Origin of the sequence: Parabacteroides sp. MSK.9.14 (assembly GCF_019041495.1) — a bacterium.
Lineage (GTDB): Bacteria > Bacteroidota > Bacteroidia > Bacteroidales > Tannerellaceae > Parabacteroides > Parabacteroides merdae.
This window is the reverse complement of the sequence record NZ_JAHPXO010000011.1, coordinates 80,069-101,847: the sequence shown is the minus strand read 5'-3', so window position 1 is coordinate 101,847 and position 21,779 is coordinate 80,069. Positions and strand designations below refer to the sequence as shown.

Below are 21,779 nucleotides of genomic sequence, written 5' to 3'. Positions count from 1 at the left end.
AGTGGACGGGGACTTGCCGGATCGTGAGATTAGGCAGGGCTATTGTTTTGTTATTCGGGAAGTTTCCCGTACCTTTGTGACAAAGTACGGCAGGTGGTACTCTACCGGGGTACGGTTGCTGTCATGACATGAAAGATTCATACCCGGCTTGGAAGCAAGCAGGGATTGATATACATATTGTACGTTCGCTGAACGTCTTGGAATAGAAAACTGGCACTTTTCAAAAAAGACAAGATGTATAGCGCAATGTTCATGCTGTATGCTTATACGGCGTGAGTTTGCCTATTCTGTCTTTTAGGTATGCCAGTACCTCTATTCCGGAATAGTGTGAGTTCACGCTGTTCTTTTTGGTGCGAGGCGGGCATAATCCTTAAAAACACATTGTTATGGAACAGATTACCTTGCACGTGTACCAATCCATCGACGGCTGTCCGGTCATAGCGGACAAGTGTTTCAATGCGGTAGTGGACGCCTGTGCCTACGTGCTGATTGACGAGGAAACTTACCTGCGTATTTACCTGAATGATCTTGACTGGCCGCTTGAGGCAAAGGAGACCTTGGTCGTGACGAACGGCTGTATAGACTTGACAGAGACAGAACGGGTACGTTTTGTCAGGGGGAATGTGGTAACGGAACTGCAACGGATAAAGGAGAATGGCGACGGTATGGTGGTGGCTTACGGAGGAGAAACCGGAGTTTTACTCTTGGACAACGGGCTGGCAGATGAAATCGTGATGACAACCGTGCCGGTGCTGGTCGGTAACAGTGAGAAGGGGCTGGAGTGCGGACCGAACGACGGCAGGATATGGGCTGTACGGTCGAGCGAAGTGCTGGAGGACGGGAAAATCCGAACGGTGTACGGGAGGATGTAATAAAAAAGCAACCCGCCGATTTGGGCATTATTAAAGAGGCTTGGCAGGTTCTATTGATTGCAAAGATAACGGAAATAGTTGGAACGACAAATATTAGAATACTACAAATGCGCAACTATGTGTTGCGCATTTGTTATTATTGCCGGATTGTCTTTAAAATCAACTCTTTTAATTGTTGTTCAGTCGGAAGTTGCAACTGGTATTTGGAAACGAATATCTGTTCATCCAATCCGGTTGTGGTGTACCGCACCAACGCATCGTTCTTGTCCGTTACCAGCAAAATGCCGATAGGCGGGTTATCGCCCGGCTCCATCACTTCGGCTTTATAATAATTCAGGTATGAATAAAGTTGTGACACATGAGCGTGGTTGAAAGTATCAACTTTCAATTCGCACAAAATATGACATTTCAAAATCCGGTGGTAGAAGACCATATCAATGAAATAAAATTCGTCACCGATAAGGATTCTTTTTTGTCTGGCTTCGAAACAGAAGCCGTTTCCGAGTTCGATAATGAAGTCTCGCAAATGGTCGAGCAGAAGTGTTTCGAGTTCCTTCTCCTTTAGCAAAGAAGCCCGTTGCTGCGGAATGTTCAGGAACTCGAAGAAATAGTCATCCTTGACGGCATCGGTTACAGTTTGTGGGTGAATCTTCTGCTGAATGGCAGCAAGTGCATTTTCCATGTTGCCGGATAAGCCGACACGTTCATAACTCAACGCTCCTATCTGCCGTTTGAGTTCACGGACAGAAAGCCCGGTTTGGATGGTGAGCATTTCGTAATACATCCGCTTGATAGGATTGTCGATTTTTACCAGTTCGATAAAGTGGGTAAAAGAAATAGAGCTGAGTAGTTTCTGAGGCTCTATCGTATTAACTATATCTTGTTTGTTTTCAGCATTTTGTAATAAGTGCATCAGTGATGCACTTTTTCCAAGACCCTGCATTTCCAATAAGTGCATCGTTGATGCACCTGTTGGAGGCAATATCGTTTTTATTACAGTTGCCAACTGGGGATATACCATATAGAAGACTCGTGAACGCTTGAATAATGTAATATTCAATCCTTTTAAATTAACTTTTTGTTCCAAGTTTTTCAATAAGAATTCCCCATATTTGGCACGGTCTTCTCCGTTCTGCTCGAACTCCACGATATAAAAACCGATAAGCCAGTTACGCATGGTCTGGCACTGGTTTACGGCTTTGACCGCACTCTGTTGTAATCGTTGGTGCGTGTCGGCTATGATGGTTGCTAATTGTTCAAAATTCATGTTATGCTATTGTTGAATGTTGATTAAAGCCGTTCGGGTATTGTGCCCGGAACGGTTGCCATCCGGCCACAGAAAAGAGCAATCCCGCCTTTTCTATGTGACCGATTGGCAAATATAGGGATTATTGCCGGGATTACGGATATAAAAACTTGAATTCCTGTGGGCTACCATTGTCTATCAAGAGCCGTTCGTGCTGCAGAGCCGGGCGGCTTCCGCTACGGAGATCCAACCGATGCCGTTCATCGCCTGTGCTCCTTTCCTTTGGACTTGTCCGTGTGAGGCGGGAACCCGTATACGATGCGGAAGTCCTTGTCGAAAGTGAGGTATGCATCGAAGGGCTTATCCTCCCTACTCCTGAATCCTTTGATCAGGGCAGTCCTGCCTTTGGTCACGAGGTCGGTAATCTGGCTGTCGGTGAGCTGCTTCTCCCCCTTGTTGCGGAAGACGGTAAGGGAACAATCGACGTTGCTGCACTTGGCGACCTTCGGGTAAAGGAGGATGCGACCGGAACGGCACTTGGGGCACGGGATATGTCCGCCGTCCGCCACCGATACCTGCACTTGCAGGAGTTCTTCGGTAATCTGGGCGGCATAGACCTCGATGGCCTTGCGGAAGCTGTCGGGATTCATCTCCCCGCTCTCGATCTTGGCGAGGGCGGTCTCCCACTGCCCGGTCATCTCGACATCGGCGATGCGCTTGTCCTTCACTATCTGATACACGGCAAGCCCCTTGTCCGTCGGCACGAGGCTCTTCTTCTCCCGGCGCACGTAGTCACGGGCAAAGAGGGTCTCGATGATGGAGGCACGGGTGGCGGGCGTGCCGATACCGTTCCCTTTCAAACTGTCTCGAAGCTCGTCGTCCTGCAACTCCCTGCCGCAATGCTCCATCGCCGAAAGGAGGCTGCTCTCGGTGTGCAGGGGACGGGGCTTGGTCTGTTTCTCCACACACTCCGCCGATTGCAGGGGGAAAGCCTCGTCGGTCTGCAAAGTCGGCAAAGCGGCTGTTCCCTCGTCGTCCTCCTCCCGCTCGTTCCGCACGGCACGCCATCCGGCGGATCTGACGACCGTCCCCTTGGCGGTGAACACGCTGTTCCCTGCCGTGAAAGAGACGGTGGTAGCGTCCTTGAGGCAACGGGCGGAGAAGGCTTCGAGCAGGCGGGCGGCTACCATGTCATATACCGTGCGTTCGTCGGCGGACAGCTCGCCGGGCAGACACTCGGTGATGATGAGCGCATGGTGGTCGGTGACTTTCCCTGCGTCCACGCTGCGGCGGTTGAGCGAAGCTCCTTTCAGGGCGGCGGCATGGGCGGCGAAAGCCGGGTACCGCTCCAGCAGGGCGATACGATCGGGTATCTCGTCGAACACATCGTCCGATAGGTAGCGGGAGCCGGTACGGGGGTAGCTCAACACCTTCTTCTCGTAAAGCGACTGGGCGATGGAGAAGGTCTTGTCTGCCGAGAAGCCGTACCTGCCGTTCGCCTCTTTCTGCAAGGCGGTCAGGTCATAGAGCAAGGGAGGTTCTTGGCTCACCTCCCTGCGCTGCAAGTCGGCAACCTCCACCGTCCCCGTTGCGGTTACAGCGCCGAGAGCGGCATTTGCCGCCGGAAGGGTTTCGTAACGCAATTCAGAGATGGCGGCGAAGGGCGTGCCGTCCTTTTCAGCCGTGACCTTCAGCCGGTAATAGGTCTGCGGGGTGAAATCCCTGTTCTCCAGATAACGGGAGCAGATCATCATCAAGGTGGGTGTCTGTACCCGTCCGAGGGAGTAGATGCCCTGCCCGGCGGCGATACTGAGAGCTTGGGTGGCGTTTAATCCAATCTCCCAGTCGGCGATAGCACGGGCTTCGGCGGCACGGTAGAGGTTGTCGTAGTCGCTTCCGATTTTGAGGTTGTCCAGCCCTTCCCGGATGGCACGGTCGGTCAGCGAGGAGATCCAGAGGCGCAGGCAGGGTTTGCGGCAGCCAAGGTAATTGTAGATGTACCGATGAATGGCTTCACCCTCACGCCCGGCATCGGTCGCCACGACGATACGATCGGAACGGTCGAAAACCTCCCTGATGACCTTCAACTGTTTGAGTACGCCGGGGTCGGGCTTGTACTCCTTGCCCTCCCGTATCTGGCGGGGGATGTACTTGAACTCCTGCGGCAGAATGGGCAGGTTCTCACGCCGGAAGCCCGCATAGCCGTATGCTTCGGGCATGGCAAGCTGGACGAGATGGCCGAACGCCCAGGTAACGAGGTAGCCGTTACCTGAGAGGTAGCCATCGTGCCGCTCTCGGACATTCAACACGTTTGCTATATCCTTCGCTACGGAAGGCTTTTCAGCGATAACTGCTGTAATCATATTTCTTTAAAATTTAACGGTTTGACAAAAGTTATCCCGTCGTCCGGACGGGATAACCGTGTAATTCATTTACAGAGTGGCGGGGGAAATCAGCGGCGGACACCCCGGCTGCGCTTGGGCTTGTCGGGCTGTTCCTGCTTCTGTGACTGTTTCCGTTCCTCTTTCTGCTCCTGCTTGCGCTCCTGCTGCTGTTTCTGCTCCCCGGTGGGGCGCTGCTGTGCGGATTGCAGGGCTTCTTTCAGGTTGCGGGTCGCCTCTACGGTCTTGCCCTCGGAATTGACCGCCACCTGCACCTCGTTCTCCACAGCGGGCTTGACACGCCCCTCTTCGAGTGCCGCCTTGTAGTCCTTGGGGAACATGAAGGCGGGCTTCTCGCCGGGCTTCCATGTGATGTAGCCTTGGTAGGCTTTTCCTTTCTTGTCCACCAGACCGGAGACCTTGACCGTTCCCTCGGCTTCGAGTTCGAGGCGGGACTTCTCGGTAAGCTCCTGCTTGCGGAAGGTCTTCGGCACCTCCTGATTGGCGGTCTGTTTCAGGTTCGCCTTGTACGCATCCATCGCCAGCCTGCCCCGGTCGCCGAAGAGAAATTCGAGCTGCATCTTGGCTGCGCTGAACTGCACGGGAGCCGGGTAAACCTTGGGCTGCTCCCCCTCCTTGGCTCTGGAAAGGAACCGGCAGACCACCGCCTCGCCCTGTTTGAGCCGGGCTATCTCGTCCGGGGTGAAGGTATGCCCGTTCTTCTCCGCCGGGATATTGACCTTGGAGAGCGGGAAGGCGACCAGCTCGTTGGTCTTGAGGTTGCGGCTGACAAGGGCTTCGACCTGTTCGCCCGCCCGGTTGGTGACGGTCGCCGGATGTCCCATGTTGCCCGTCTGCCGGAGCACCTGCTTGTCGGAGTCGGTGATGTCGTAACCGAAGAACTGCTTCTGCATCTTCTCCGGGTCGAGGATGCCGTGGCTGCAAACGGTCAGCCTGCCGTCCGTGCCGGGTTTGAGCGAGAGCTGGCTATCGTTGCTGTGCGAGATGCCCTCGAAGTGGAAATGCACCCGGACGGTCTTGTCGGTCTGGAAGCCCCGGAGCATCTGGTCGAGCATCCCGTTGCCCTCAATCTGTTCCCGCTGCACGCCGAGGGCAGCGAGGCTGTTCCAGTCGATGTCCTCCGGGCGGTACTTGTACTGCGGGTTCTGTTCGGTCTGCCCGGCGGACTGCTGCGGCGCATCCTCCGGCTGTTGCTGCTGCCCGGCTTGGGTCTGCTGCTGTGCCTGCACGGGCGGCTGCACCTCGTACTGTGCGAGGAGCGGCTCACCTGTCTTGACCGACCGACTCTCCCGCTGCCGGAAATCGGCGGCTACCCGCTGCACCTCCTCTTCCGGCACACGGAAGAAATGGAAGCGGGTCGGATCTTTCAACTGGCTCCAGAGGTTGGAAAAGAAATTTGAAAACATATCGCCGTGGCGATCCACCCGCAGGAGGTCGTTGTTGTCCTCCAGTGGGTTCTTGGTCTGTAACTCGCCGTCCTTTACTCCGCTGACGGCTTGGAGCGTGCCTTTCTCGTCCATGACGAGCAGGATGTCCATTAACTGCTGGCTGCTGTCCGGTTGTTCGTCCATAATCTGAAAAAATTAAATGGTGAATATTTTTAAGGTTCCGATTGAAACCGGACGTAAAGATATGGGATGAATGCTGGAAACGTGCAATTTACGGCTTAGGTATCCTCGTTTGTCCTCCTGTTCGTAGATTTGTCACATTCCGGTTCGAGAGTAATTGAAGTTTTGATTTTCTCGTGACCTTTTTACCCCGAATAAACTGTAAATAAAAATATCACTGCAAAATTATATATGGTACATACGTGTAGAATTATTTTCGATGCTGTCCGAACTTATCGGAAATTTTATGAAGAAAGGGGAATATTTGCGTCATACGCGGGTATTTTCATCTGTCCGTTTTCCACGGGGTTATTCGTGTGTGGCCTTGTACCAAGAGGTCGTACCTTTCAGTAAGGCCATGGGATTGGTGCTCGGGTCCGAGATCGTTATACCCGAGAAAGTATGTATGGGAAGGGGCCCTTTGGTCCTGGAATAAAATTTACCCGTATGGGTTTTATAGGGAACAAGCCGCTCCAGCTGTTCCCTGAAGCGGGCTGTCAGGACAGGGTCAGAGCAGAGGGTGAGGACATAATCGGCAAAGTCATAAAAGATGACGGGGGTGTATCCGTCCAGTCCCTGGAGTTCTCCTTGTAGGGAATCATCGAAAACATACCTGTCATTGATACTTTTCATGATAGCAGCCATATTATCTAATTCAGAGCAATCTGTCACAGCCAGTGTCCCGCAGGGCATCATTTCATAGGTTGAATAAAAGTCGTGGAATCCTTCGCAAAGGGATCCGTAATCAGGATTTCCCAGCAGGAACTCCCCCACAGTGGCGTAAGGCATTCCGTATGCCATCATTTCACTGGTAGAGGCTATAAGAAATCTTGTGGCTTCTTTCAGTTCATAGGCAACCTCTACGGATGACATATAGCAATCGTCAAACAGGATATACTCCATTTTGACGCCCGCGCCTACAATCCCCCGGGCCAGGGTACCCACGTCCGTTTGGAACTCCCGGGTCAGTCCCCCGAAATAGCGTGTCAGCGGCTGCTCCTGATACTCCCAATGCTTTTTCATCCGGAAAAGGGAATCCGCCTGTGTACCGTCCACGGGAAGCCATCCCATGCCATGGGAACCTATGATCATAGCGTAAACCGGAGCAGGAGCAAATTCCTGCACGTCGTTCAATATCCCCGTTATGCCCTCCACCGTAGTAAACCCCGAAGTGCCATACCTTTTCAGCGTTTTACGATCGCACTTTCCTTTGGAATGTATGATCTCAAACATCGTGGCTTCCGTAGAGCTCGTGGACATAAACACGAGAATTCTTTCATGCTCCAGCCCCCTTCTGCTTACACACGCCTCCATATCCGCGATATTGGTGTAAAAATAGCCTGTCAGGTCAGTGGACCACGGCAGAAACATGAATAACGTTTTCCGATTTTCCATGGCTTCCCCGAGCTCTTCCTTTTCACATGAAAGAAAAATAAGGGAACAGCACACGAAAAGCAGGATACTGGTCCATGTATAAATTTTCCGTGGAGCTTTCATCTTGCGTATGCGATTAATCGGTGAAAAAATGGTTGACACTGCCCGATTTTACAACCAGATAAGGTCCCTTTACCGCCAGGCTACGGCAAAAAAGGACCCCGGATCCATGTCATATGTTCAAGAGAAATCTCCGGGGCATATTTCCCGGAATTCCTCCGGAGCGGAAATATCTTCCTCGGATATTTCCACGTGTTCCACGCCGTCCTGTCCTCTTATCATGCAGGAAAACATCTCCGCCCCGTCCAGACAGGAAAATACCTCGTGCCTCGGTTCTCCGTTTTCAAACCAATAAACGCAATATTCCTTCATCGTAGTAAAAAATCAGTATTTACCGGCACGATCTCAAGTTCGATACCGAATTCTTCCATCTGCTGACGGATATTCCCGCAAGCCAGTTTCTCCCTGGCCGCTTCAATCCCCGTGAAGGCATCGTATCCTTTCGGTGCGGATACAATTTTCCCTTCTAATACCGCATGGGTGATCTCCCCTCCGGCTTTTACCCCGGCATTCATAATAAAGTAATAATCTTTCATCTTATCGTGAGTTGAATCTATTAATCTATTTACCGGTCAGAGAAAAGGCCGGATATTTCACCGCAAACCCGAATGCCCGTTATCTTCTCTTGCAAGTCCATTCCGGGATTTGTTATAATAACGGTTCATCGATCCACGATCCCGAACCGGACCAGCATCGAATATCTCTTTTTTATCGTGCGGCTTCTCTCAAATGGGGGCGGGGCAACCGATAAGATATGACCTTGTGCAAACATCTCTTTTCCAGCATCCCCTCCTTCCACGATGCGGATGATCTCACCCGGCCTCTTACCTATTGCCTCCAGCAGGTAAACCGCCTTTTCCCGTGCCGCTTTCAGTGCTTCTATCTTGCCCTTCCTGTGATAGGACAGGATATCCCTATGTTCCAGTTTATCTATATACATCGTATGAATTCCTTTTGTGTCCACCCGTTTTAAAATTTCATCAATCAGTGTGAAGTCACGTAACGTGACATCAAATGATTTGGAAACCAGAAAATCCTGTCCCGGCTTACGCCAATTATCGCCCACATCCTTTGTGCGGATTGCCTCCCGTGGCACTCCGACTATTTTCAAAACCTGCTTCAATTCCTCCTCTATCCTGGTAAGAGGAACCTTCGTCCGATATTCTTCCGGTTTGGATACGCCATCAAACTCTTCTTCGAAGTACTCCCTTATTTCGATAACGTAATGAATCCTGTCAGGAACTACCTCTATCTCGGAAGTACCGGTTACCTCTATATAACGTTCGCCCACCTGAGCGGGCAGCGGAAAGGGAATGAACATGGAGATCAACAATAAAAGATTGAAAACACGCATAACAGTCTATTTACAGGTTTACCGGGAATCTACATGATCGTCCGGTCATCTATGATCCTGTAGTCCATATCTGAACGGGGCTGGAAAACAGGAGTAAAACATGATTGATAAATTTCCATAAAACACATTAAAATCCACCCCTCCCTGACAATGGAAGGGGTAGATTCACTCCCGGTCTATTTTCGATTATCTTCTTTCCGGAGAACCAAGAAAGACTCCGAGGGTTTAAAATGAGGGACCTTGCGAGCCGGGATGCATATGGTTGTGTGCTGTTGGATATTCTGTGCCTTCTTTGCCGCCCTTTTCTTCAAAGAAAAGGTCCCGAATCCGCGCAGGAATACAATTCTCTCTCTGCCGAGTGCATCCTTCACGCATTTCATGAAACTCTCGATTACCAGGCCAACGGTCCTGCGATCGATTCCAAGCTCCTCAGAGACCCGGTTTATAATATCTGCTTTAGTCATATCTGAATTTTAATGTTCACACTATTTTTATCATTCAGGGACAAAGGAAAATTTCCACCGCCAAGGAGTAGCCTGTTCCTCAGATATGTTCCTGCCCGATACCGTCCATACCGTTTGAATAAACGTCATTGTTTCTTCAGCAAGTCACGTATTTCTGAAAGTAACTTTTCCTCGTTGCTCGGGACAGGTGGGGGCAAGGGTGTCTCTTCTTTTTTGCGCCTGAGATTGGAGAGCAGGCGGATGAACAAGAAAATGGCAAAAGCGATGATCACAAAATCCAGCATGGTCTGTATGAAGTTTCCATAGTTTATCGTGACGGCCGCCTGTTCGACTCCATCAACTACCCTGGCGGGTTCCAATTCCCATCTCAGTTCCGAGAAGTTGGTTCCGCCTACCAGCAACCCTATCGGTGGCATGATGATGTCTGCCACCACTGAAGATATTATTTTCCCGAAGGCACCGCCAATAATCACACCCACGGCCATGTCTACTACGTTTCCACGCATGACAAACGCCTTAAAATCCAGTAAAAAACTACTTTTTGACATCTTTTTTTATTTTAGTTGATAATAATGTATCAAACAAAGGTGGATAACAGAGAAACGTGTCTCGGGGTCATCCACCTTCCCTTCATCGTTGTCTGTCGCTATGCTGAGAAATGGCTTTCCACACTATGGCACTGGCCAGACCTCCTGTCAGTGGAGCGACGATAAATAGCCAAAGCTGTGAGATCGCGCCTCCTCCCTCGAAAAGTGCGGGTCCTATGCTGCGCGCGGGATTTACTGATGTTCCGGTGATGGGAATACATACGATATGCACCAGGACAAGCGTCAGCCCGATGACCAGGCCCGCCAGTTTACCGGCCCCTTTCTTTTTATCCGTGGCTCCCAGCGCCACAAGAACGAAAATAAACGTAAAGACGGCCTCAGCGATAAAGGCCTGCAACATTTCCCCCTCAACAAAGCCGTTGCTCCCTGTCATGGTAGGGCCGGCATGTGGCCCCGTAGATACCAGTATGAAAAGTACGGCTGATCCGAGAATCCCCCCGATTATCTGGAAAATAATGTATAACAGGGCATCCTTGCCCCCCATTCCTCCCGAGCAGTACATGCCCAGTGTGATCGCCGGATTTATATGGCATCCGGATATTCCGCCAATAGCGTATGCCATGGCGACCACCGACAGCCCGAAGGCTATGGCAACTCCCAGGGTACCCACCCCGGTGGTGACCGCACCGGGCATATCCCCGGCAAAAACAGCACTTCCGCATCCCATCAAAACAAGGACCATTGTCCCGATCATTTCAGATACATACCTGTTCATAGCATTTCAAATTACGTGTAGAATAAATATAGTTAATACATTCTGTTCAAGTGAATGCATCTTTCCGGTATTTTCCGGATCGCATTTAACGGCTACTGGATTCCGTTCCCGCGTTGATCGTACAGATGCTTACCCGGTTCCAGTCGGGCTCCTCGAACATGTTCCCTACTCCCTGGCCCTCGGCTACAATCCGTTCTTCTGCAATTCCATACTTGCCCACCAGCATTTTTTTCACGGCCTCCGCTCTTTGTCGGGCGATCCGCTCGTTAACTTCCACGCTTCCCTCAGGAGAGGCATAACCCTTGATGAGCACACTTGCTCCCTTATGGTTCTTTAAATAAGTAGCGATACGTTCGACATTCGGGAGTTGGGAGTTGTCAACTGTCGTCCTGCCCTGGCGGAAAGTTATGACGGATTCCAGCGTCTTTTTAGTGTTGTCAATGGTGTCTTTCACAATTTTTGGTTCCTGGTTGCGGCATTTGTCCAGTGCGGCCTCCAGTTCCGTTACCTTTCGCACTGCCTCCTGCAATGCCTTGGCATCTTTACCGGCCTGTGTATGAAGTTCATTAATTTTTGCGTTCAAGACATCCACCTCCTGCTGGTCGTAAGCTCTCACTTTTGTAAAGTGGTGTTTCCCGTTACTGCATCCGAAATGATACTTCAGACCAACGGATATTTCCCATACGGCCCGTCCGGAATGGAAACGTACGGCTTCGGAACCCATAGCATTCATGTCATAGACCAGGGCAGGTTTCAGTGCCAATGTCCATGCCTTGCTCTCTCCCAGGTTGAAATTAAAGTTCAGGCCCAGTTTTGTTGACATGCTGTTCTGATCGGAACCCGTTTCCCGGTTCATATAATAATGCAACCACCCGATTCCGGCCACCGCTTCGATTTCAAAAGGTCTGGGAACCCCGGTATAGGTCCCAAGGAGATTGTTCAGGTTCACCAACCCCAACAGACTGACATTGGAGCGGTCGAAAATGGTCCTGCTTTGTGAGGTGTTAAAGCTTCCGACCGCCTCCAGACCGAAACCGAAAACCGGTGTCAATTGTTTATTCAGTTCTATCCCCGTGATCGGGCGCATGTTTCCAAAGAAAGAATGATGTGTTAACGGGGTTGTTCCTCCCGCACTGATCCCGATGGACCAGTTGTCCAGAAACTTGTTACCCTCTACTGCAGTCTGGGCATTTGTGTGATACATAAAAACACCAGACAAAAACAAACTGATAAAAATTTTCTTCATCATAAGGTTTAATTTTTAATTATTTTGCAAAAATCGAAATTTATTCAAAAACACATGTTTTCATTCCAGCTCTTTTTTTTGTCATTTTAGCTCTTTAATGCAAAGAAACTGGCTGTATGGATGACCTTCAGAAGTGATTCTTTTTCTTTTGGAAGAAGTGGCATTCAAAAGAAGAGTATTCATAAGTTTTAATATTTTGATTGTTAAACTACAAAGACACAAGTTTTTTCCATTCATGTGAATCACAAGTATTATCATGAGCGATCATTCTGCCTGCTTCCCCATGAAAAACAGTGTCGATCTGTTTATTAGCAATGCAAAAACATGGACAATTATATTTATAATTTTGCAGCAATACAATCATAGCATAAGCGGTTTTATGCTTATTAATCATTCTCGATAATCATCTAAACCTGTTGCACGTCCATCCAGTCATGTAAAGTAAAATTCCCAGGCCTGGCGGAGAAATGCCCCGTATTACTCCTCCTGACCTGGGAATAGAATGATGCGGATGAGATTCCCGCACTGTTTCAATCCATTTTCATCACTATCTGAACATTCGGGTTATTTGCTATCCAGGGCATTCCAATAATCCATGTTGGTAACCCGTTCCAGCAGGACTTTTCTGTCCCCTTCACGGATATTGTCCGCAGCAGTGGCGGAGATAATGGCCGCACGCTTACCCACGCCACGCCATTTAATCATCCGGGCGGGAACTCCACGCCCGATCAGGGCGGCATGCACCTTTTCAGCACGCCGTGCGGAAAGGGTCAAGTTATAGGAGTCGCTTCCTTTGGCGTCCGTGTAGCCCGTGATAAGGAAACGGCTGTCCGGATAGCTTTTCAGTAGCTCTGCCAGCCTGTCAAGCGTTCTTTCCGAAGTGGCTGTTATGACATCCCTGTCAAATTCAAAATGGATATTCTCCAAGAGATCACACGCCATAGTGTCAATAATGGCCGGAACCTCCACCTTTTTCTCAACCACCCGCTCGACGATTCTTTCCACGGGTTTCTCTATCTCCACATATCGTACCACCGGAGCCGCATGTTTGCTCTTTCCGCCAATACGCCAGATGACACTGGCAGAAACCTGAACGAAGTGGGGAAGCCCCTTCTGCACGGGCAGAAGGTATTCACCTTGTAACCCCAGCCCGAACGAGTTGCTTAACCAGGCTTTCACACCCGCCCCGAAAGACAGGGGAACAAACGAGTTTTTGTCGGATGAACGCCCGTCAGGATTCCAGATGTCGGAAGACTCCCAATATGCCTGTCCGGTTGGATCATCCTCAAAGTTGCCGCCATATACGGAAGCAAAGTCTTTATGCAGATAGTTCACACCTACCCTGAGATAAGGTTCAACCCATTGGGATCTGAGCAGGGGAGTAAAGCGGAATTGTAGCCCCAGTCCCCCCATGTACAGTAAATCACGTTTCCTGTCATCACCTGCGGTACGGTTGTTGTTTTTCGTCAAACCGACGCTTCCCTGCAAATCCAGGTAAAACCACCGGTTCAATTCCCGTGCGATGTACAAGTTTGCCCCTCCCATCAGATGATTCGCTTTCAGGTTATAAAAGTAGTTGTCCGGCGTACTCCGGAAACCAGTGACTGACACCCGACTCCAGTTTATCAGCGAACCGCCGAGACCGATCTCCCAGGCTTTTGATTCCTTTTCTGACAGTCCGTCATGCGTCACCTCTGCCTGGAGAGGCACACGACGGGTCGTTTTCGTGTCCTGTCCTCTCACCGCCAGAGAGACCAACAGCAAGGAGAGACACACAAAGCATATCGTTATTTTTTTCTTCATATTCAATTATCCAATAAATAAATCAATTCATCCAGTCGACAGGACAATCCTTGATTGGCAAGGGCATCCGCTTGGACCAGTCCGCAAAATCAACTAAATAGTACTTATCTTCCTCTTTTAACAGATAGTAAGCGTAACGCCCACGGTACTCGTTAGATATATTATATGTTATTTTATCAGTGCTTTCTGTCCGTCGTCTGATATCCAGACCAATCCAGTTATTGGGATAAGTGCTTGTCAGTTTAAAGCGCTTGCCTCCCGTTGACAACGGCTTGGATCCGGTATGTACAGTTCCTCCCGTTCCATTGATGAAAGTACGCATTTCTATAAATACAGCCCGATTTTCTTCCAGCTCTGATGCCGGCAACTTGCCTTCCGGATGTTTCCAAACATTGGTTCCTTCCTCTTTTGTAAATTTATCTTGCCCTGTCGGGTAAGCGTATGTTTTATAAAAATCCTGTAAATTATCCGTGTCAATCTCTCCCCACATGGTGGTAATACCCTGCTTGATTTCAATAAACACACTGTTTTCTTTAAAAGATGGGGCCGGATACACTTCCGGGACATGTATCTTGTCCTGCAAATATACAGTCTGTCCATAGTCATTATAACTTCCCGTACCATCACCAAAATACAGTGCCGCATAATTGTCTGTTTGGTCCCATTCATATTTCGCCAACTTGCCGACAGTATCATTCTTCGCCACATTTGCCTTCTCCGTCTCTGTCAAAACCAACGGACGAATGATGTAGAGATATGAGTTTCCATTGCTATAGCGGACTAACTGATCTTTGTCCACATTTCCTTCGTTGACAGGCCGGTTTATATCTTTAACCCTGGCCGATTTCATACTATTATAAGGAGTAGTAATGGACGTCGGATACTTATCCCATTCTCCATCCACTTGACGCTCGAAGCTGTAATATACATTTAGTGTCCTATAAATATCTATCGACGTATTAGAATAATTAGACAGATATGCGCTTGTAATGATAGCTCTAACATTGATCCTATTCGGCACCAACGTGTTGCCCGCACTCGTTTCCTGCGTTCCATCAACCGTTACAGTCACACTTCCTTTCCTTTCTGATAAACCCTTATTGTCTGGCAATTTATCCCATGTGACCTTGAACTGCCCTTCCTCGTTTGTGATAAATGCATCCGTAGAAGATACACCGGGTAAGTCGCTCACCTTTACTCCGGCTGTGACCTTTTTGCCGGTCTTGTCATACACGGTAAATAGAACCGAACCGTCCGAAGGTACAACATACTCTTTCAGGGAAGAGTTCCAGTATTCAGGAATAACATTGTATTTTCCAACTTCTATCTCGATAACAGAGGATTTTCCGGTCAGGAAATCCCAGAAATCAGTCTGCTTGTTCCGGTCCGCCGGCCATTTTTGGTCAGGATTATGCGGGTTGTCCACATCACCGGACGAGATATACTCTTTCCAAAGCTCGTAGGCACTTTTACCGTTGGCTCCGTTAGCTCCATCCTTTCCGTCCTTTCCGTCCTTTCCATCTTTGCCATCCTTACCGAAAGCGGGCTTGCCTGTATCCGTTCCATTTATATACCAGTTGCCGTTATCGCCAATGGCAACCTCGGGAGATTTCCCGTCCTGCCCAACGGCCTTTTTCCCGGTATCCGTTCCGTCCACAAACCAGTTGCCGTTATCGCCGATGGTGACCGTAGGAGGCACGGCATCCTTTCCGTCCTTTCCATCTTTGCCATCCTTACCGAAAGCAGGCTTGCCTGTATCCGTTCCGTTAATATACCAGTTGCCGTTATCGCCAATGGTGACTGTCGGCGGTATAGCATCACGACCATTCGTTCCGTCTTTACCGTCTTTACCATCCTGACCGTCACGCCCACGTGCGCCGATACCGGTATCCTCTTTCCCAATGAACCAGTTGCCGTTATCACCTATATGCGGTGTCTGTCCGTCCTCTCCGCTGGCTCCGGTCAGGAAACGCCAGAAATCCTGTACCGTGTTGTTTTCGGAGGGCCATTTCTCGCCGGGATTATGCGGGTCGTCCACGCTACCGCTGGCAATCATGTCTTTCCACTGCTCGAAAGCACTCTGACCATCCTTCCCGTCTTTGCCATCTTTTCCCTTGAGAAACTTGAAGAAGTCAGCGACTTCTGTCTGATCCTTCGGCCAGTTGACGGTTCCATCCGCAACTTTTTCCTTCCAAAACTCGTAGGCTGAAAGCCCCGTATCACCTTTGGGCCCCTTGGGCATGGTGATATCCACGTCTGTACAGGATGTCATGAATGACACTATGACCATGCCGCACAGAACTGATGATTTGAATAAATTCATGTAATTGTTTAATTTTAAATATATAAAATGAGGAATAAATCAATATAATCAATACCTAAAATAATTCCTTGATTTACGGAAAAACGAGCAGTAAAAATTAACCATACTTGTTATAGTTATTAATATTAATAATATATTTTTTGCAAAATAAGATGAATGTTTTGATTTTTAACTTATCAATTTAGCTCTATTTTTTAACAATTTGTTCAGTAATCATGATTTTATTAATAAATAAACCGTATTTTTGGCCTATATCAATATTTATATTTGAATATGTACATTAAAATTCCTGCATAATCAGATGCAACCGACTATAACAAGAAATACCATACGGTTGTTATGGTCACTTTGATCATCTAACAATTTCGTCTTCAGACAATCCGTTCTTGTAATCAATAACTTGAAGCGTTTAAAAATCAGGAAGTACGGTATATTTTGGACCTTTTTCTTTCTTGTATGTTATTTCCCCACTCCCGGCTGTTGTCTTTTAGCACGCAGCATTTCTGCCACTTTCTTTTCCGTCCAACGCTCGAAGTCCTCCACCTCTTTCCTGATCTTCCATATTAGCTTCCTGTCCCTGTTCCACTCGAAGCAGTTCTCCAGCCTGTCAAGTGTCTTGGCGTCCGCATTTCCCGACATCAGAACGTAGCGGTATTTGAGCCGCCAGCCCCTTTTAAGCTGCCATGCGTTATGCACCAGCGAAAAAAGAAACAATTCCACGATGGTGACTTGAACAAGATACGACCTGGAATATGTCACGTTGAAACTATGGCTGTGGTTTACTTTCAACCCTTCCAACCGGTCTATCTGTCGGCTCAACTGTTGCAGGTACTCGTCCGTTGCTGCACCCTTGTTCTTTCATCCGTCATCCTGAACAGGACTTTGTTCGCCTGGAGTGTTTTATGCATTTCCAGCACGTCCTGACCGCCTGCGGTGTCTTTCCTAGACAGATGCAGACAGCCTGCCACATTATATCAAGTTGCTCCTTGGTCAGTTATCCTTTTCCCTGCTATTTTCCATGGCTGCGTAATTTTCGGTTTGCGCTCTTGGCGAAAAATTGCTTAAATTCGCTATTATTCAACAATTTGCGCTGTTCAACCAACTTGGTAAAACTATATAAAAACAACTGTTTTACTACTAAGGTAGAAATTTACGCTTATTATCCGTTTTTGATCAGGTGTGAGAGTTTCGGATCCGCCTTGATGCGCTCGATCTCGTCAGCGACAATCTGCTTAACCTCGCTCTTGATGCGGTAGTAGTTGGCATCAATCTGCTGCTGCATGGTGTCGTTGCCATCCTTGTCGGTGAAGTCGATGATCTGCGGTATCTTCACGTAGCGGGCGGTCTCCCGCCTGACCTTCTCGTTATCCACTACAATCTCGGCATGGAAAATCTTCTGCTCGATGCGCTCGTCGAAGTTGTCGGCTACCGCCCCCACGAACATGCCCTGCGTGAGGTTGGAAATCTTGCTTGCCGGAATAAGGCTGTCCATCTGGGTGTTGATGGAGACGGAAGTCTCGTTCCGGTTGATGGTCATGTTCTGCCGTTTCTGCAGGACCTTTCCGAAGCGTTCGGAGAGCGTCTTGGCGGTTTCCGCAACTACCTGACCTGCAAATACATTGCCGACCGTGTTACAGATTACGGCGCTTTCCTTGTCACCGTAGTCACGCTTCAACTGAGAGAAATCCTGAAAGCCGAGCATGACGGCTACCTTGTTGCTTCGAGCGGTGGCAATGAGGTTATCCAGCCCACGTATGTAAATGGTGGGCAGCTCGTCGATAATCACGGAGGATTTGAGACGTTTCTTCTTATTGATGAGCTTGACAATGCGGGAGTTGTACAATCCCAAAGCCGCCCCGTAGATGCCCTGACGGTCGGGATTGTTGCCGACTACCAGCACTTTCGGCTCTTCGGGATTGTTGATGTCGAGGGTGAAATCGTCCGCCGTCATCACCCAGTAGAGAGCTGGGGAGATCATGCGGGAAAGCGGTATCTTGGCACTGGCAATCTGCCCCTGCAACTGCTCCACCGCCGAGCTTTCCCATGCGTCCATGAAGGGAGAAAGGTAGTTCTCAAGCTCCGGGTACGAGGTCAGGATGGGGAAAATGTCGGCATACTTGCGGTTCAGGAACTCGATGGCATGGGGGAAGGTGCAATACTTGCCGTTCTTGTAGATTTTGAGATACCATATAATACTGGCTAACAGAATGATAGGCGATTCCACGAAGAAATCGCCCTGCTTGGAAATCCATGTGCGGTTCAAATTTAACATTATCGTGTAGGCACTCTCGTAGGCATCGCTGATGTCGGTCATGAAGTCGGGATGGATGGGGTTGCAGCGGTGGCTTTCCCTCGGATTGTCGAAGTTTATCACGTAGAACTTGGGCTTGACCTTGTAGCCGTCCAAGTGGGCGAGTAGGTGGTTGTAGGCTATCTCGGCGAGGTCGGGGTACTTGAAATCATACAGGAAGAGCGAATAGCCCTTCTCGATGATCTGTTTGATGTACTGGTTGATTATCGCATAGGACTTGCCCGAACCGGGCGTACCCAAGACCATCGTCGCACGGAAGGGATTGACAAGGTTAATCCATCCGTCATACGCCCTTCCCCTGAACCGGAAGCGGGTGCGGAGATTGACAGAATACTCGTTCTCCTTCAGTTTGGTTTCCTGCATGAAGGATTCGTTCTCGACGTTGAACACGTCTTCGAGCAGGTCGGTCTTCAGCAGGCGTGACATCCACAGCCCTGCCATGAGCAGGCAGATATACCCGACGGTAAGGGTGGCGATATACAGCACGGTGTCTGCCGGAAGCGACAGAGGAAGGGCGAGCAGCCACCAGTTGCCGAAAAAGAGCAGCAAGCCGGACACGCCGCAAAGGATGATCCTGCGCCACGTGATTTTCTGCTCCTTCACGCCCTTTGTGCCGAGGCAGCTAAGGGCGAGGAACAGCACGGCGAAGAGCTTCGTCCAGAGGATATTGGAGAACAGCCCGGCGGTACGCTGGAAGCCGAGCAATATCCTATCGACCACGCCGATGTCGATGCCCCATTCCCGGACGGACTGGTAACAGAACCAATAAATATTGATGACTACAAATAAAATGCTTATCGCACGCATGAACTCCATGACTTTGGCGAGTCCACGCAAATCGTCTTCGTTTTGCATAATTCGTTGAATTTTAAGTTGATTATTGTTGCCTGCCGTACTTGCGCCTCTTTTTCTTTTTGCGCTGCGGCGGTACGGGCTGGTCACCGGACGCTCCGCCGGGTACGAGGGCAAAGAGGTTGAAGGAGGCCGCCACGTTTTGGGTAGTGCCGTCCTTGTGGTCAGGACGATAGCCGGTATGTCCGTCCCATTGGGATGCGCCCGTATGCTCCTGCTGCCGGGTGGGATGTTCCACTCCGGCGGAGGGTTGCGGCAGGTGAATGCCTTCCTGCCCGGCGAAAAGGTCGTTGAACACGCCTGCGGAAAACTCCTTGCCCAGACGGGAGCCGTTGAAGACGGCTTTGGCGGCATGGTCGATGAAGGTCGCCCCATAGATGCGCCCGGCTTCATTCTGACGGAATACCACGCCGATTCCCTGCCGCATGAGTTCCCGCTCGAACTGCGCCCGGTCATGCCCTGCGGTCTGCATGGCGGCTGCAACCTTTCCGGCGGTGGCGGCGGCGACCTCCTTGTGGGTCTTTTCCCATGCGGCAGCGTTGTGCATCCGCCTTTCGAGGGCAGCGATGCCCGCCTCCTTGCCGAACACGGAGGACTTGAAGGGCTTGCCGACCTTGTTGCCCTCCCTGTCAGTTGCCGAATAGGTCAAGCCGTGATACTCCCGCCCGCCGTATTCCCCCTTTACCTCGTCCACCGTGATGCCGTAAAGGGAAAGCACGGCACGGTATTCGCCCAATGTACGGAAACGCCACTCCCGGGCGAGCGGGCGGATGACTCCTGCCAACTGTCCCTTGAGATTGCCGTCCCCGTAACCGACGGGCGACAAGGGTAGTCCCTCCTTCCACTGCTTGGGCGTAGCCGGGACAAGACCGAACTGCCGTTCCAGCTCCCGGCAGACCTTCATCGAACTCCCGTGTTCGTAGCTGTCGGAAATCGCCCGCCCGGTTTCGTCCACCCGGACGGAAACGATGTGCAGGTGCTCCCGCCCGATGTCGTTGTGGCGATAGACGATATAGGGCTGGTCGCCGAAGCCCATGCGCCGCATATACTCCTCCGCCAAGCTGACAAACCGCTCTTCACTCAAGCAATCCTTCGGGTCGGGATTGAGGGAGATGTGCAGGACGGGCTTCTCGGTCTTGCGGTTGGCTGTGAGGTAGTCACCGAACGAGCGGGAAAGATGCCCTATCGTGTAGGGGTTATCGCCCTGCGGCTCGATAATCCGGCTGGTGAAAAGCACGTCGGCGTGCCGTTCGTCCACCTTCAACTGGTTGTAGGCAAGCACCCCGTACAGGCTGCTGCCGTGCGAGATCTTGGCTATCATCGGACGGGGTATTTGCTCTGGAACTCCTCCACCAGTGCGGAAATCCGCTTGCTTAACTCGACCAGTTCGAGGGTGTGCCGCTCCAGCTTGTAGAGGAAAGCGAGGGCTTTCTTCTCCGAGAAATTGGATTTGAGCGCACGCACGCATTGGTTGTAGTTCGTGCCTATGGCACGGAACTGCGAGTGGAAAGTGGTCAGGCGCATGTAGAAATCCTGCGTCCCCTTATCCAGTTTAATAACCTTAATCTCCTTGCCGAAAAGTGCGGAAACGATAAACTCCGCCTTGGTCGCCTTGCCCGACTCGTCGAAAAGCGCGAGGAAACGGGCGTTGTCCCCGTCATCCAGACGGAATACGTAGCGGTGGCGCATCTTGTCGGGCTTGGGTTTTCGCCCGTGGTTGCCCGCATACTTCTTCTGATTGTCCATCATCCTGTAAAATTTTAAGTGAAACATGGTCTGAAAACGCCGTATGCCTACGGCTCTCCCCCGTGAGCATCCCCCGACTCCGGAGGGGAATGCCACATCGAGGGGGCAAGGTGGTGGTGAGGCACGAAATTCATTTCGAGTGCCGCAGCACACAACTTGCCATTTTCGTTTGAAAATAAAATCCGTCCTGCCGGACAGATTGAGGATGCCCTTGCCTGCTGCGGAGTGCCGGGGCACTCCCTCGGGCGGTTGCCGCTCTTTTTCATTCTTACTCTATTTTGGTTTCCGCCTGCAAAGTAACAGCCCTTTTCCCGTCCGGACACCATGCCCGGATGCGACAAACCTACGGGTGGAAAGACAATGCACGACACACTGATAATCAAACGGATAAACTACCGGTATTTTGATATTCCTTTGCGCCGTGGAAGCGGTGAAACGACTGTCCGGATAGACAAGGAAACAACCGGATAGCCGACCGGACGGACAGCCGAACGGCTGACGGTCTTGCTGGACAAAAGGACGGACAACCGGATAACCAGCCGGACGATTGGCTAAACAACCAAACGGCTAAATAACTAAACGGCTAAACGGTCAAACGGTTGGACAGCCGGATGATTGAATGGACAGCCGGATGCCGGGCTGAATGTATGACCGGATGCCTGAACGAATGAACGGACGAATGAATGAACGGCAGAGTGGCTGAAAAGCTGACTGATTGAGTGAACAGAGAAGCGGC

The 21,779-nt window shown here is 50.4% G+C and carries 18 protein-coding genes; 1 reads left to right on the top strand and 17 read right to left on the bottom strand.

The window, feature by feature from the left end:
• Window positions 1-386: 386 nt before the first annotated feature.
• Window positions 387-872, top strand: a complete 486-nt coding sequence (locus KTG12_RS08060; protein ID WP_009040572.1) for a dihydrofolate reductase family protein — start codon at window positions 387-389, stop codon at window positions 870-872.
• 136 nt (window positions 873-1,008) lie between these two features.
• Here KTG12_RS08060 and KTG12_RS08055 read toward each other — a convergent pair whose 3' ends face one another.
• The 17 genes from KTG12_RS08055 to mobA all read right to left on the bottom strand — a co-directional run bounded on the left by KTG12_RS08055 (window position 1,009) and on the right by mobA (window position 21,043).
• Window positions 1,009-2,139, bottom strand: coding sequence for a YhcG family protein (locus tag KTG12_RS08055; protein ID WP_009040571.1), 1,131 nt, complete (start codon window positions 2,137-2,139; stop codon window positions 1,009-1,011).
• A gap of 239 nt (window positions 2,140-2,378) precedes the next feature.
• Window positions 2,379-4,481: a type IA DNA topoisomerase gene (locus KTG12_RS08050; protein WP_138273020.1), complete on the bottom strand. Its 2,103-nt coding sequence runs from the start codon at window positions 4,479-4,481 to the stop codon at window positions 2,379-2,381.
• A gap of 89 nt (window positions 4,482-4,570) precedes the next feature.
• Window positions 4,571-6,091 carry a DUF4099 domain-containing protein gene (locus tag KTG12_RS08045; RefSeq protein WP_138273021.1) on the bottom strand — a complete coding sequence of 507 codons (1,521 nt, stop codon included), beginning with the start codon at window positions 6,089-6,091 and terminating at the stop codon, window positions 4,571-4,573.
• 345 nt (window positions 6,092-6,436) lie between these two features.
• On the bottom strand, window positions 6,437-7,624 hold the full coding sequence (locus KTG12_RS08040) for a clostripain-related cysteine peptidase (protein WP_009291509.1): 1,188 nt from the start codon (window positions 7,622-7,624) through the stop codon (window positions 6,437-6,439).
• A 117-nt stretch (window positions 7,625-7,741) separates the two neighbouring features.
• A complete protein-coding gene (locus KTG12_RS08035; protein WP_008760199.1) occupies window positions 7,742-7,933 on the bottom strand; it encodes a hypothetical protein in 192 nt (63 codons plus the stop codon).
• The gene (locus KTG12_RS08030; RefSeq protein ID WP_008766541.1) at window positions 7,930-8,157 is read right to left on the bottom strand and encodes a hypothetical protein; all 228 of its coding nucleotides are present in this window, start codon (window positions 8,155-8,157) and stop codon (window positions 7,930-7,932) included. The genes KTG12_RS08035 and KTG12_RS08030 overlap by 4 nt, the downstream gene beginning before the upstream one ends.
• Window positions 8,158-8,282: 125 nt before the next feature.
• The gene (locus KTG12_RS08025) at window positions 8,283-8,975 is read right to left on the bottom strand and encodes an SIMPL domain-containing protein (protein ID WP_008640895.1); all 693 of its coding nucleotides are present in this window, start codon (window positions 8,973-8,975) and stop codon (window positions 8,283-8,285) included.
• Between the two features lie 176 nt (window positions 8,976-9,151).
• Window positions 9,152-9,439, bottom strand: coding sequence for an HU family DNA-binding protein (locus KTG12_RS08020; protein ID WP_008760198.1), 288 nt, complete (start codon window positions 9,437-9,439; stop codon window positions 9,152-9,154).
• A 125-nt stretch (window positions 9,440-9,564) separates the two neighbouring features.
• On the bottom strand, window positions 9,565-9,987 hold the full coding sequence (mscL, locus tag KTG12_RS08015) for a large-conductance mechanosensitive channel protein MscL (RefSeq protein WP_008760197.1): 423 nt from the start codon (window positions 9,985-9,987) through the stop codon (window positions 9,565-9,567).
• Between the two features lie 82 nt (window positions 9,988-10,069).
• Window positions 10,070-10,762, bottom strand: a complete 693-nt coding sequence (locus KTG12_RS08010) for an MIP family channel protein (protein WP_008766545.1) — start codon at window positions 10,760-10,762, stop codon at window positions 10,070-10,072.
• A gap of 85 nt (window positions 10,763-10,847) precedes the next feature.
• The gene (locus tag KTG12_RS08005; protein WP_009291508.1) at window positions 10,848-12,008 is read right to left on the bottom strand and encodes an OmpA family protein; all 1,161 of its coding nucleotides are present in this window, start codon (window positions 12,006-12,008) and stop codon (window positions 10,848-10,850) included.
• A 564-nt stretch (window positions 12,009-12,572) separates the two neighbouring features.
• Window positions 12,573-13,811, bottom strand: coding sequence for an OmpA family protein (locus tag KTG12_RS08000; protein ID WP_025813753.1), 1,239 nt, complete (start codon window positions 13,809-13,811; stop codon window positions 12,573-12,575).
• Window positions 13,812-13,833: 22 nt separating this feature from the next.
• Window positions 13,834-16,134 (bottom strand): collagen-like protein, encoded by a 2,301-nt coding sequence (locus KTG12_RS07995; protein WP_138273022.1) that lies wholly within the window; start codon window positions 16,132-16,134, stop codon window positions 13,834-13,836.
• A gap of 459 nt (window positions 16,135-16,593) precedes the next feature.
• A complete protein-coding gene (locus tag KTG12_RS21720; RefSeq protein WP_014299618.1) occupies window positions 16,594-16,953 on the bottom strand; it encodes a hypothetical protein in 360 nt (119 codons plus the stop codon).
• Between the two features lie 340 nt (window positions 16,954-17,293).
• Window positions 17,294-19,300, bottom strand: a complete 2,007-nt coding sequence (gene mobC / locus KTG12_RS07985) for a conjugal transfer protein MobC (protein WP_009040563.1) — start codon at window positions 19,298-19,300, stop codon at window positions 17,294-17,296.
• Between the two features lie 22 nt (window positions 19,301-19,322).
• Window positions 19,323-20,618 (bottom strand): conjugal transfer protein MobB, encoded by a 1,296-nt coding sequence (gene mobB / locus KTG12_RS07980; RefSeq protein ID WP_009291505.1) that lies wholly within the window; start codon window positions 20,616-20,618, stop codon window positions 19,323-19,325.
• A complete protein-coding gene (gene mobA / locus KTG12_RS07975) occupies window positions 20,615-21,043 on the bottom strand; it encodes a conjugal transfer protein MobA (protein ID WP_009291504.1) in 429 nt (142 codons plus the stop codon). Before mobA ends, mobB begins: the two co-directional genes overlap by 4 nt.
• Between the last annotated feature and the right edge of the window lie 736 nt (window positions 21,044-21,779).